Source organism: Niallia sp. CD-39, assembly GCF_059874745.1.
In genome coordinates this window covers 316,499-329,901 of record NZ_JCBCPS010000003.1, presented here as the reverse complement: position 1 = coordinate 329,901, position 13,403 = coordinate 316,499, and the positions used below count along the sequence as shown (strand labels likewise).

General features: G+C 35.5%; 13 protein-coding genes and 2 pseudogenes. 2 read left to right on the top strand and 13 right to left on the bottom strand.

Translation table 11 applies throughout. The features are described 5' to 3' along the window. Positions 1 to 163 precede the first annotated feature (163 nt). Positions 164 to 871, bottom strand: coding sequence for a cytochrome c biogenesis CcdA family protein (locus AC6F34_RS10030; protein ID WP_500771608.1), 708 nt, complete (start codon positions 869 to 871; stop codon positions 164 to 166). A gap of 265 nt (positions 872 to 1,136) precedes the next feature. Here AC6F34_RS10030 and AC6F34_RS10025 point away from each other — a divergent pair, with 265 nt between their 5' ends. Further along, the gene (locus AC6F34_RS10025) at positions 1,137 to 1,370 is read left to right on the top strand and encodes a Spo0E family sporulation regulatory protein-aspartic acid phosphatase (protein ID WP_500771606.1); all 234 of its coding nucleotides are present in this window, start codon (positions 1,137 to 1,139) and stop codon (positions 1,368 to 1,370) included. 251 nt (positions 1,371 to 1,621) lie between these two features. Here AC6F34_RS10025 and AC6F34_RS10020 read toward each other — a convergent pair whose 3' ends face one another. Continuing rightward, positions 1,622 to 3,421: an ABC transporter ATP-binding protein gene (locus AC6F34_RS10020; protein WP_500771604.1), complete on the bottom strand. Its 1,800-nt coding sequence runs from the start codon at positions 3,419 to 3,421 to the stop codon at positions 1,622 to 1,624. Between the two features lie 3 nt (positions 3,422 to 3,424). Then, complete coding sequence (locus tag AC6F34_RS10015; protein ID WP_500771602.1) at positions 3,425 to 5,173, bottom strand: ABC transporter ATP-binding protein; 1,749 nt, start codon at positions 5,171 to 5,173, stop codon at positions 3,425 to 3,427. A 165-nt stretch (positions 5,174 to 5,338) separates the two neighbouring features. Between AC6F34_RS10015 and AC6F34_RS10010 the strand changes: the two genes are divergently transcribed. Continuing rightward, positions 5,339 to 5,488, top strand: coding sequence for a hypothetical protein (locus AC6F34_RS10010; protein ID WP_500771600.1), 150 nt, complete (start codon positions 5,339 to 5,341; stop codon positions 5,486 to 5,488). 228 nt (positions 5,489 to 5,716) lie between these two features. Here the strand turns inward: AC6F34_RS10010 and AC6F34_RS10005 are convergent, their stop codons facing one another. The 10 genes and pseudogenes from AC6F34_RS10005 to yneA all read right to left on the bottom strand — a co-directional run bounded on the left by AC6F34_RS10005 (position 5,717) and on the right by yneA (position 13,285). Further along, complete coding sequence (locus tag AC6F34_RS10005) at positions 5,717 to 6,229, bottom strand: YcxB family protein (RefSeq protein ID WP_500771598.1); 513 nt, start codon at positions 6,227 to 6,229, stop codon at positions 5,717 to 5,719. Between the two features lie 164 nt (positions 6,230 to 6,393). After that, entirely contained in the window at positions 6,394 to 6,612 is a 219-nt protein-coding gene (locus AC6F34_RS10000) for a YneF family protein (protein WP_500771748.1), read from the bottom strand. Positions 6,613 to 6,700: 88 nt separating this feature from the next. After that, positions 6,701 to 7,138: a sporulation inhibitor of replication protein SirA gene (sirA, locus tag AC6F34_RS09995; protein ID WP_500771596.1), complete on the bottom strand. Its 438-nt coding sequence runs from the start codon at positions 7,136 to 7,138 to the stop codon at positions 6,701 to 6,703. 269 nt (positions 7,139 to 7,407) lie between these two features. Then, positions 7,408 to 7,731 carry a hypothetical protein gene (locus AC6F34_RS09990; RefSeq protein ID WP_500771594.1) on the bottom strand — a complete coding sequence of 108 codons (324 nt, stop codon included), beginning with the start codon at positions 7,729 to 7,731 and terminating at the stop codon, positions 7,408 to 7,410. Between the two features lie 105 nt (positions 7,732 to 7,836). Then, positions 7,837 to 8,841, bottom strand: a pseudogene (locus AC6F34_RS09985) (IS1595 family transposase). A gap of 173 nt (positions 8,842 to 9,014) precedes the next feature. Next, entirely contained in the window at positions 9,015 to 11,021 is a 2,007-nt protein-coding gene (tkt, locus tag AC6F34_RS09980; RefSeq protein ID WP_500771592.1) for a transketolase, read from the bottom strand. A 295-nt stretch (positions 11,022 to 11,316) separates the two neighbouring features. After that, positions 11,317 to 11,453 (bottom strand): annotated as a pseudogene (locus AC6F34_RS09975) (transposase); the annotation flags it as partial. A gap of 304 nt (positions 11,454 to 11,757) precedes the next feature. Next, the gene (locus AC6F34_RS09970; RefSeq protein ID WP_500771590.1) at positions 11,758 to 11,991 is read right to left on the bottom strand and encodes a DUF896 domain-containing protein; all 234 of its coding nucleotides are present in this window, start codon (positions 11,989 to 11,991) and stop codon (positions 11,758 to 11,760) included. Between the two features lie 299 nt (positions 11,992 to 12,290). Next, on the bottom strand, positions 12,291 to 12,944 hold the full coding sequence (locus AC6F34_RS09965; protein WP_500771588.1) for a YneB family resolvase-like protein: 654 nt from the start codon (positions 12,942 to 12,944) through the stop codon (positions 12,291 to 12,293). An 11-nt stretch (positions 12,945 to 12,955) separates the two neighbouring features. Continuing rightward, complete coding sequence (gene yneA, locus AC6F34_RS09960; RefSeq protein WP_500771586.1) at positions 12,956 to 13,285, bottom strand: cell division suppressor protein YneA; 330 nt, start codon at positions 13,283 to 13,285, stop codon at positions 12,956 to 12,958. Positions 13,286 to 13,403 lie beyond the last annotated feature (118 nt).

Genomic DNA, 13,403 nt, shown 5'->3' with positions numbered 1-13,403 from the left:
AACGAATGTCTACTGTATTTTCAATATAAATGAATACACTTTAGATAAACACTTGTCCTTTTCTACTATACACATACTACAATATACCTAATTTTTCACTAAAATTCAATTGGGAATGTGCGACAAAATATGCGTAAAATTGTCATAGTTTTTATTTTTCATTCTAAAATCCAGTAAATCCACCAGTTAATACTGTCAAGTATGAAATAAGCATCGATAATAAATCAAAGAACAGAAGAATTCCCATCACAATCATAATATATCCACCAATTTTCATAATTTTTATATTATGTTTACGAATCCACTGCATTTTGCCGATAAAGAAGGAAAGGATTAAAAACGGTACAGCAAAGCCAATCACATAGGCAATCATATAAAAAATCCCAGAAGATGGATTGTAGGCAGCCAAGCTTAGAACAGCCATAAGTATAGGTCCAGTACACGGTGTCCACCCTGCAGCAAATGCAAAACCAATTAATATGGAACCTAAATAACCAGCAGGACGGTTTTTAAACTCAAAGCGCCTTTCTTTCATTAAGAACTCCGGAGTAAATACACCAACAATCATCAATCCAAAAACAACAATGAATATGGCTCCGATTTGACGTATTAGGTTGGAATAGTCTATAAAGAACTCCCCAATTAAGGAGGTGCTAAACCCTAATGCGATAAAAACGATAGAAAAGCCTAATAAAAAGGCTAAAGTATGGAAAAGGCTACGCTTTTGTAGCAAAGCGTTTTCTTCCTTCAATTCTCCAACTGACATACCTGTTATGTACGATAAAAACGCTGGGTAAAGTGGTAATGTACAAGGAGAAATAAAGCTTAGAAACCCTGCAGATAACGCTAAAAACAGATTGATATCCGTCATGAAAACAACCCCTTTGCTTCAATACAATCTTCATTCTAACAAAAACTATAGGTAAAGCATATTGGATAGTTGTGAAATCTTTGTGTCATAATCAGTAATACTTACTAAAACCGTTGATTTCACAGTATTTGTTCTATAAACGTCAAAAATAGGTTAAAAGGAATATGATTTTTTCTTTTGTATTCCTTACAATAATTAGATATACTAAACAAAAGATAACAATAAATACAAGTAATTATCAGGATTTTACATGGATGTGTTAAATATGCTATCAACAATTTTAATAAGAGAAAACGAACAGAGAGGACTTTACGCTTTGAATAAAAAAGAATTGCTTGATTTAATTGAAAAAAAGCGAAAAGAATTAATTCAAGTAGCTATGACAAGCGGCTTAAGCTCCTCAGCTGCCATTCGTTATAGCCAAGAATTAGACAAGCTCCTTAATGAATACAATCGAAACTTTATAAATAAAAACAATCCTTCTTACATAAAGAACTGAAGTTGATCGTATATATATGTCTACTTCAGTTCTTCTTTTTTGGCAAAAAAAGATCTCTAAGAGTAGAGATCTTAAAATGGAGATAACGTCGAATTTCGACTATTATAACTTGTTAATCGATATTTCCAGATTAGGAAGAATTTCTAGAATGCTTTTAATATACTTATCAGACTAGAAGTGCAGTAAAATGAATGCCCGACTAGAACAAGTGGTTTATAGGGACATATTAACCACATATATGTGTATAATTCTTACGATGTCACAGCATCCTCTAACTTCTCTGTTGATGCGCCATTTTGTAATAAATACATTTTATAATACAAACCTTTCAAAGCAAGGAGCTCTTGATGATTTCCTCTTTCTACTATCTCTCCTTGGTGCAGTACTAGTATTTGCTCAGCATCTTGAATCGTAGATAATCGATGCGCAATTGCAATCGTGGTACGACCTTTTCGCATTCTCTCCAGAGCGACTTGTATCGCTTCTTCAGTTTCCGTGTCTATATTAGCTGTTGCTTCATCTAACACAAGAATCTTAGGATCAGTAGCGATAGTTCTAGCAAAGGCCATTAATTGTCTTTGTCCGCTTGAAAAAGTAGACCCACGTTCTGTCACTTTATGAGCATAGCGATCTGATAGTTTTTCTATAAATGTATTCGCTTGGACAAAACTTGCTGCCTCTTCGATTTTTTCTTCTGTTATCGCATCATTATATAGCTTAATATTATCAGCAATTGTCCCATAGAATAGGAAAGGATCTTGGAGAACTAGGCCTGTTTTTCCTCGTAATTCATTCATTTCATACTCTTTGATTGACTTACCATCTAAGAGTATATCCCCTCGTTCGAATTCATAAAACCGCATCATTAAGTTGATGATGGAGCTCTTACCACTTCCAGTATGCCCAACTAAAGCAACTGTCTCCCCAGGTTTAGCTGTAAAGGAAATATTCTTTAAAACATCTCGTTTTCCATCATAGGAAAAAGAAACATTTTTAAATTCTATTTCTCCATCCTTGATTACATGTTTGCTTTCGTTACTCTGGGCTGGAGCGCTATCCTCTTCATCTAATAAAGTAAATGTTCTTGAAGCAGCAATAATCGCTTGCTGATACATTGACAATCTTTGCATAATTTGATTAATCGGCTCAAAAAAACGATCGATATAATTTACAAATGCATAGAGTACGCCAATCTCCACTGGACTATTCATAGATGAAATACCAAAAAAGTTTAAGACGATTAGAAGTGCCAATAAATAGACGAGGTCTGTAGCTGGTCTCAGCAACAACCCATCAACCTTAATGTTACGCATTCCTGCGTTATAATGCTCATCATTGATTTTTGCAAACTCTTCCTTCATTCTACGCTCTTGACGAAAAACCTGAATGATCGCCATACCTTGAAGTGATTCACTAATTCTAGCATTTAATTGGCTTAGCCTTTCTCTTAAAGCCTGATAAAAAACAGAACTATACTTCCTGTAAAGCATCATAATCATAAAAATGAGTGGAAGTATAACTAAACAAAATAACGCCAATCTTGCATTTAATACAAACATTGTAATAAAAATACCTACTAATAAAAATGCTCCCTGTACAAAAGTTACGAGCACACTTACAAACATTTCCTTAATTGCTTCGGTATCATTTGTCACCCTTGAAACAATGCTCCCAGCTGGGGTTCGGTCAAAATACCTTAGTCCAAGGCTATGCATTTTCGTAAACAAGTCCACACGCAGCTGCTGAATGATCTTTAATGCAATCTCTTGGAATTTAAGCAATTGAAAATAGGAAACAATAAAATTGAGCACGTAGATTCCTAGAAAGCTAGCCCCAAGAATAACTAGTGGCTGTGCATCAAAAATCCTCGGTGTCAAATAATCATCAATAAATATTTTAATAAGAATCGGACCTAAAATGTCTCCAATTGTTGTTAAGGCTAGCAATGCAAATGCGAATAAAATCATTTTTTTATGCGGTTTCGTATATGAAAGCAAACGATAAAATACCTTTCGCTGCTCTTTTCCCTTTAAAGCACGAATTTGCTCCATTTTCTACCCTCCATGCCCTACGAGTTCTTCTAGCTGCTGATGTAAATACATCTTCTTGTACCAACCATCTTCCTTCATTAACTCTTCATGTGATCCTCTTTGAATAATTTTCCCCTCATCCATTACAATGATGATATTCGCATGTTGGATTGCACTTAATCGATGTGCTGTTATAATGGTTGTTTTTCCGTCTCTCTCTTGTTTCAGTGATGTTAAAATGGCTTCCTCTGTTTTCGCATCAACTGCGGACAAGGAATCGTCCAAAATCAAGACTTCTTGATTTTTAAGCAGTGCTCTTGCAATAGAGATTCTTTGCTTCTGCCCACCTGATAAAGATACACCACGTTCACCAACTACTGTTTCATACCCGTCTGTTAATTGCAAAATATCATTATGAATATGCGCAGTTTTTGTAGCATGATAGATGTCTGTCTCACTTGTCTGTGGATCACTAAAAGCAATATTCTCTTTAATAGAGGTAGAGAACAAGAAATGTTCTTGCGGCACATAGCCAATTGCCTTTCTTAACGAATGAAGCTTATATTCTTGTAGTGAATGATCGCCAAAGTAAACCTCCCCTTCAGTTCGGTCAAACTCTCTTATAATCAGCTTTAACAATGTTGTTTTTCCTGAACCAGTCTTTCCAACAATCCCCAAAGTTTCTCCTTGCTTCAACCTGAAATGAATATCTTCTAATACAGGTTTAGTTTCTCCAGGGTATGTAAACCGATCTAGTGAATATTCAATATCTCCACTTGGGATCTTCTCTATTGCTCGCTCATCATCGCGAATATCTACTTTTTCAGCTAAAAGTGAGGACACACGTTCATATGAAGCACGGCCACGTTCGATAATGTTAAAAAACAAGCCAAAAGCAAGCATCGGCCAAATAAGCAAACCTAAATATGTAGTAAATGCTACGAGCTGACCTATAGACATTTCTCCATCGATTACAAATTTAGCACCAAATGCGATCGATAAAAAATATGATAAGCCAATTACAACAGAGATTGTCGGGTCAAATAACGCATCAATCTTTGCCACTCGAACATTTTTCTTTACAACATCATCAGATAATGCTCTAAAATCTTCTGTATCTTCCCTTTCTTGACCGAAAGTCTTAATGACTTTTACACCAGACACACTTTCCTGTGTCTTATCATTCAAATCAGAAAATGCTTCCTGCGCAGTTCTAAACCGTTTGTGAAGCATATTTCCATACCAGCTTGTTAAGATTGCCATTAATGGCATAGGAATTAATGCAATCAGTGTTAACTTCCAACTGATTGTCGTAGCCATTGCGATGATTGTAAATCCTCCTGTTGCAAGTGAATCAATTGCCGTTAGAACTCCTTGACCAGCGGTTTGCTGAATGGCTTGAACATCATTCGTCGCATGTGCCATCATGTCCCCTACTCGCTTCCTCTGATAAAACGCCTGTGACATTTTAGTAAAATGATCGTATAGTCTAGCTCTTAATAACCTTGCGAGCTTAACTGCAGATCCAAAAATCATCACACGCCAAAAATAGCGAAACACGTACATTGATAGTCCTACAACTACTAATAAAAGTGACCATTGTATTGTATTTTCTCTCGACAATGTCCCTTCTGCTATCGCATCAACGAAAAAACCGACTACCCTAGGTGGTACTAATTGAAGTACAGCTACTAAGAGAAGCATGAGTATACCAATGATATATGCACGCTTTTCTTTTTTAAAAAACCACATTAAATCAACAAAAACCTTCATCTTTCTGTCCCCCAATGAAGCAACTTCTTTTTCTATAGCGTTTTAATTTTACCAAAAATTGAAACTTTAAGGAATGAAATTATTTCGTAAACAGTAATTTATTATGTTTAACATAAGTGATTTAGTGTAAAACAAAGGGAAAATAGAATGGGAGGAATTACAGCCATGATTGATTTAAATTATGAAGGCCATTTAACGATTATTGAAAATGGAGAAGGAAAGATATTCATTGAAGTTGGTGGAGATGATCTAACGGAAAAGCTAAAAGCTATCCATGGTGAGAAGGTACGAATTACTATTGAAGAGCTCAAATAAATGAAAACCGAAGTTCTTTGTGATTCTAACATAACTAAAAGAGGCTTTGAGAATGTAGATAAAGTCAACTTACGGCTTTATCTATATTTTTTAAATAAAATAAAAAACTCAGACTGTCTTGAAAATACTTGTCAGACTAGGTGTGTAATCCAGAGAAGACTGGATTAGAACAACCTATGTGCTAACACAATGTATTCCAAAGATTATCAACAGCCTAAAGCATCCTTTTTAGGATGCTCGATTTGTTTCGATATAGTTTTTGAATTGATTGATGTTAGAGATTGAGCGCTTCGGTATTATATAAGCACTTATTGAACTATTGTATATGTAAAAATACTCATTATCTTCTTTTACTTCTTCAATTCCATCCCAATTTGATTTTGTTTCTCCAGCTATTGTCTCATCTATAATACCTAATTGAGACAACTTCATTGTATGTTTACCTAAAATACTCTTATTGTTACCTTCTTTAAGCATTTTCTTCACTTGCTTCAAAATTGATTTTTCATAATGTTTCGGTAAATATACAAACCAAAACACTGCCAATAATCCAAAAATAGTAAAGCTTATAACGTATGAACCGTCTGTAAAATAAGCAAAAAAATAGGCAATGATGAAATAAAAAATTGGAGCCGTATATCGTTGAATCATTAACACCCTTCTTGCAGAAGCTGAGTTTCTTATATGAAACAAATTGAAATGAAGGTAATCTTCTTCAGTAATTGTATAATCTAACTGCATTTTCACTCCCCCTTATCATGATTATACGATATGTAAGTTGGAAATGAATAGGGATATTTTGATAAATAGACTAGATCAACAGGTTAAGGAAAGTATTCATTTCTATCCATATAAAAAACCACTTCATTTGAAGTGGTTTTGAACGTTATTATAGAGCTTCTCTATTATTTACCGTCCATTTTATTCATTGCGTTCATCATTTGATTGATTTTCTTCTGCGATGGCTTCATACCCATTTGCATCATCATCATTTTTAACATTTGTTCGTTAATTGGTGGATTTTTCTTTAAGTAGCTCATCATATATTTACGAGCAATGAAAAATCCTAGCGCTACGCCAGCAAGAAGAGCTATTGTACCGACCAGAATAAATTGCCAGACCATATTCAATACTTCCTCCTTCAAGTTGTCTATCATCAAGTGTACTAGACCAAAGAGTATTATACAATATTTGCTCTCTTTTTTCTTTAGTTTAGATGAATTTTCTTTCTTTAATTGGCTTTAACCAACCATAAAGCTCCTTATCTAGATCAATTGCTAGAAAGGCTGGCTCCATTTTCCTTAATATTTCGAAGAATACTGTTTCCGCATCACACGCCCCAGTAGCTTGTACATGTACTCTACGGTCATCTAATTCAAGAGTTGCATATCCATTGTCCGCAGAATGTATGTAATAGATTTGATGATTTTTTTTGATTCTTTGGTTAAGTTTCATTTCTTGCTTTAGTTGTTTTTGGATTTCCAAAAGTGGAATTGATTTAGTAATAAAATGAATCTGTTTTTCTAAGATGCCCGTTAATTCGCCAAATGATGCCTGATAGTCTTGAAACAATTGATAAATCATTGATTCTTTGCCAACATAGTCTCTTGCAATTTCATTCTCCATTAAGTAAATATCATAGGCTCTCATTCGCTTCCTCCTTCTACCGAATCATCTTGTTTACTCTATTATATAAAATGAAATGAAAGGATAATGTCTGAAATTGCCGAGAAAATGACACTTTTTTTGTCGAATATCTTGACAATAATCATTATTAGAATTAGACAGCAAAAAGAACATTTTAAATAAAGGCTCTGTTTTATTTTAATGTTGATAAAAGTATAAAAAGATGAGGAAACTCTATTTAATAGAATTTCCTCATCTTTAATCAACTAACGCAATTCTTTCACTTACCATAATTAGTGTGGTATTGAATTAGATGTAAGATAAAAAGCCATAAATATACTAATACAACCTAAAAGAATAAGAATTATAAAAACAATCTTTCTCCACATCTGTCCTAAGAAATAGATATTCACTAAAAAGTGATAGATAATAGCACTTCCAACAATAAAAAGGAAAAATTCTCTGGTGTCTTCACTTGAAGGAAGTGGATTTGTGACATTAGATAATGCTATTCCAGCAAAAATGAATATACCTATAATATTTAATAACTTTCTCATACTTACTTCCTTTTTGGTTACAATTTCAACAGCTTGAGACGTTTGAACATAAGTTTCCAAAATCCCCCTTAATTAGACTTTAATAACTATACGGATTTATAGTATAAATGTTTCATAAATTATATATGTTGCATAACATAATCGTACTCCACTAATTGAAAAGGATTAGACATTGAATTTTGATAGTCTCAGACTGTAAAATGTATCAGTATTTCAAATACAAATGATGATAATAGAAACTCTTTGATGCTGTGTTTAGTGCCTTCATTACTACAACTATCCACAAAAAGGAACCAAGCAAGGTAGATATCGAGATACTTTGTAGCGACACCTTTAAAACGGTCTATTCACTGTTTCATACGGGAATGCAGACCATTAACCTTTAATAACGTGTTTCCAGTCATGATTTAATACGATAATGTTCCAATCCTTTTTATTTTGCATAGGTTTTATAGGCTCTCCAAGCATCAGTAACGAGTACATTATGGGACGACAGCTTAGAACCAATCATATTATCAACTTTAGTCTTCACGACTCGCCCCATACAAGCGAATTTAGAGACAATTACTTTTACACGGTCTCTTGCAACAAGAACACAAACCTGTTCGTGACTAATTCCTCTGTGTTTAGACTTTCCTCCACGCTTTCGTGGTTTGCGGTCAGAAATACCATGATTACCCTTTTGAGTGTATAGGAAATACGTCTCGTCAACTTCAACGATACCTTCAAATTGCTCAAAATCCATTTGTTTTAATGCACTTAAAAGTTTGTGTCTCTAATAAAAAAGAGTAACCCAAGTAACCTCTACGATTTTAGCAGATTTTCGCAGAGAATAATCTTTGAACATACAGTCAACAAAAGTAATCCATTCGTCCCCTTACTAGTGCGATATAAGACAGTATTTGTTGTATCTGTAAACGTCTTATTACAACATTTACAGCGATAGCGTTTACGACCATTATACTTTCCAAATCGAACAACGTGTTCCCATGCACAATGAGGGCATTAAAAGCCTTCTTTGAAGCAAGTTTCTCGCATTTCACTGATTAGACGACCATCGACAGTGGAAGAAGGTTCAACATAGCGCTTTACCCATTGAAATACTCGCTCTTTTACTGTGTGAGATAAATTGCCGATATGTCTAAATAAATTATTGAACGCTTTGCTCAACCTTTCCACCTCCCCGAATGTATGTTCTTAGTTTAATAATACAAAGATTTCGTGGAGGTTTCAAATATCAAAATTCACCTTTAACAGAGCCTAAATAAAAAACCTCGTAAATGTTAGTGCTACCTTACCTAACATTTACGAGGCTATTTAAATTCGATCAGTTTTTTTGGATATTAATCTTCGAGTAATTGCTTAACTTTTGCAACAACATTTTCAACAGTAAAGCCATATTCAGCCATTACTTTTGCACCTGGTGCAGAAGCTCCGAACTGATCAATTGCTAGTACCTCACCTTCATCACCAGCGTAACGATGCCATCCAAGTGAAGATCCCATTTCAATAGCTAGACGTTTCTTAACTGTTTTCGGAATAACAGATTGCTTATATTCTTTTGATTGTTGTTCAAAACGATCCCAATCAGGCATGCTAACAACTGCAGCGGAAATGCCTTCTGTCTGTAGCGCTTTCTGAGCTTCGACAGCTAGACTTACTTCTGATCCTGCAGCTAGTAACAATACATCAGCTTGATCCTTAGATGCTTTAGAAATTACATAAGCACCTTTTTTGACACCTTCGCTAGCTAATTCAGAAGTCGTTTCCATTGTAGGAATTCCTTGACGAGTTAACACTAATGCTGTTGGTTTAGAAGTAGATTCAAGTGCTAACTTCCATGCAGCTTTCACTTCATTCGCATCTGCTGGGCGAATGACGGAAAGATTAGGCATTGCACGTAACCCTGCTAATTGCTCAATTGGTTCATGTGTTGGACCATCTTCACCAACCGCAATACTATCATGTGTAAACACATACGTTACTGGTAAGTTCATTAATGCTGATAGACGGATTGCTGGCTTTAAGTAGTCTGAGAATACGAAGAATGTTCCACCGAAAACTTTTAGACCACCGTGTAAAGCCATACCATTCAATGCAGCTCCCATCGCAAACTCACGTACACCGAACCATATATTACGACCATCGTATTGATCGCTTGAGAAATCCGCAGCACCTTTAATCATGGTATTGTTTGAACCAGCTAAGTCTGCTGATCCTCCAAAGAATGATGGAACTGCTTTTGCAATCGCATTGATCATTTGGCCAGAGGACGCACGAGTTGCAATTGCCTTCCCTATTTCGAACTCTGGGAAATCATGATCCCAACTTTCAGGAAGCTCACCTTTAATTGCTTGCTCCAACTGTAAGCCTAATTGTGGATACTCTTTTTTATAAGAAGCAAACAGTTCATTCCATTGCTTTTCTTTTTCAGAACCAGCAACTTGCACATCTGCTTTAAATTGGTCGTATACCTCAGTTGGAACATGGAAGTCTTCTTCAAATGCCCACTCGTAATGACCTTTAGTTAATACTACCTCGTCTGTTCCTAGCGGAGCACCATGAGATGCTGATTTACCAGATTTATTCGGTGATCCATAACCAATTACAGTCTTCACTTCAACTAATGTTGGCTTTGTTTCATCGCTTTTCGCTTCTTCAATAGCTTTTGCGATTTCCGTTAGGTTATTTCCATCATCAACTCGTACATATTGCCAACCGTATGATTCAAATCGTTGCTTTACACTTTCAGAGAATGATTTATCTAAGTCACCGTCTAATGAAATATCATTTGAATCATATAACACGACTAATTTTCCTAATTTCAAATGACCAGCAAGTGAAGCTGCTTCAGCTGATACACCTTCCATTAAGTCGCCATCACCGCAGATGCCGTATGTAAAATGATCAACAACCTTATGGCTATCTTTATTATAAACAGCTGATAAATGACGTTCAGCCATTGCCATTCCTACCGCCATTGCAATTCCCTGTCCAAGTGGACCTGTTGTTGCATCAACACCCGCTGTATGACCGAATTCTGGGTGCCCAGGAGTTTTGCTTCCCCATTGTCTAAAATTTTTAATATCATCCATCGTCACATCATAGCCAGAAAGGTGTAAAAGACTATATAGCAACATGGAACCATGACCTGCAGAGAGTACAAAGCGATCGCGGTTAAACCAATTCGGATTTTGTGGATTGTGGTTCATGAATTTTGACCATAGCGTGTAAGCCATCGGTGCAGCACCCATTGGCATTCCCGGGTGGCCAGAGTTAGCTTTTTCGATCGCATCAATTGATAACGTACGAATGGCATTAATTGATAGTGCATCAGTTTGATTAAACATGAGATACATCCTTTCGAAATAAATAACTACCTATTAAATATAATAGAGATGTGGTTGCTTTTACAACCTAAAGCAGTCTTTATCTAATTATTTTAAAGTTCCCTCACCATTTTGACATACATTCAATGCAAAGTAAAAGGAGTATGTATAAAATTATGAGGTTACATTTGAAACTATTAATAATGTTACGGGAGTTAGTAAGTAGTCTAAGGTCATCTTTGAATTATTCTAAGAGACACAATTCACTTGTCAACTTCAGCATACAAACATAATCACCTTGTACAGTCCCGAAAAGCATACCAAACACATATTGAATAAACGTCCACTTAAATAAATCAACGGGATCGATACTTGGTCTCCCAACATTAGAATAGAGTTGTTCCAATGAAGGATAAATGAAAGGAAATCAATCGCAGCGTCAAGTTTCTTCACCCAAGAGTAAGTACAAATTAGATGAATTAGAGCGAAAGGCGGTGCATCCTTGAAAATGCTCAGCATTTTCTACGTGCGATGCATTGCTACCGACGTATTCCTTGTCCCCCGGAAGAAGCGTGACAAGTGAGACTGAAGCAGTCACGATAACGACGACTCACGCCATGCCCGCTAAAAAGCTTTCGCCTAAAGCGATAATCGACATCTTCCCGTCAATTTCAAACAAAAAAAGACCGTAGACAAACTAATTTCATAGTTTGTCTACAGCCTAAATCGGCCTTTCAAAAAGTCGCTTAACTCAACATTAATGCAAGTACTTATCATCTTTCGCTCCTTTGAGCTTTTCTGGTGTCACGTCGTTTCCTTCTGGATCAATGATCGTAGTATGCTTTAATGTATCAAGCATTGATGCACGAAATGTCTGTAAGTACTCTTTACGAAGTGCTGTTTGTTCTTTCGCTTCGTGTTCAGTTAAACCAGTCTTTTTAGCTTTATTTGCAAGTTCATTGATACGATCTAATTTATCTTTTGGTAGCATATCATTAGCTCCTTTGTTCAAGTCTTAAAAATACTTATGTCATCTTACTAAAAATTAAAGTAAATGACAAGAAAAGAGCTTCAGAATGTTGACAAACGCTCGCATTCGTTCTTGTTTGGCATCAAAGTCCCCTCCAACGGTTTGTTTCTACTCTGGTTTTCATACGACTGCATGTCTAGACTGACAATTGTCTTCAAACATACTTAGGCTATCCTTTATTATTAAAAAATCGACAGAAAAAAATGTAGACAAAGTGAGAAAACAACTTTGTCTACAATCCTAAATAGAGCTTGATTCTACTAATCCTCAACTTGTTCATCAATGAAATTTTGATAACGGCGGTGAACTGTCGCCTTCGAAACATTATATCCGAAACCTCTCAAAGTTGCTGCAATTTCAGCAAATGTGAGTCCGTTTCTCCTTAAGCGGATGATTTCCTGAAGGGGTACTTCTATTTTTTCACGTCCGCCGGCAACTCCCTGATTAGAGAGGTTTTTCTGGGGTTTGTAGCCCTTTTCTACCGCTCTTTTCATCCCTCTTCTTATTTTTACATTATGTAACTTTCTTTGATATTCCTCGACCATTCCAACGATGTTCAATACCATTGAGTCCGATTCAGATAGTTGCAACTCACCATTATGGGAAATACTATATAACTTCACGCCTTCTTTTAATATACAATGAAGAATCGCAATCTTGGCATTCCCTCTTCCTAATCTAGTCTCATCCTGTATTAGAACAAGATCAATCTTTTCCTCTTTAATGATTGCTAGCAATTCAATCATTCCATCTCGATCTAATTCAAACCCACTCGCCTGTTCTGTAATGATCGAGTGCACTTCAAATCGGTTCTGTCTGGCTAATTGAACTAGTTCTTCTTCCTGTCTTTTTAAAGAAGTTTCTTGAGAATCTTTTTTTGTACTGACTCGACAATAGATGACTGCTTTTTTCATAAAAACTCCTTCTATTTCAATGATTCTGAACTTGCAAGCTCAGTTCCATTCACTTCATGCATACGCCCTTGTACAGGAATCATAATCTGTTCACCAGGATAAATTAATCCCCCAATAATTCCATTTCTCTTTTCTACCCACTCTACAAATTCAACCTTTGAAAAGGCATAGCTTTCCTCATAACGCTCAGCAATTTTCCAAAGAGAGTCCTGTTCATTAATTTGAATATAAATATATGATTCTTCATTTTCAGTTGGTTGGTGTAAAAGTATAGTAGCTGTAACAACCGATAAAACGAATAGAATAATAGCATAATTATAAGAGTTCCACAATTTTTTCATCTTCATCACCTCATACAGAATATACGTTCGTTTCCTTGTTTTTATTTTAATACGAACATTTGTTTTGTGTCAACTAAAAATTCGAACTTATGTTTGTATCTATTCTGAAAGAATGCTA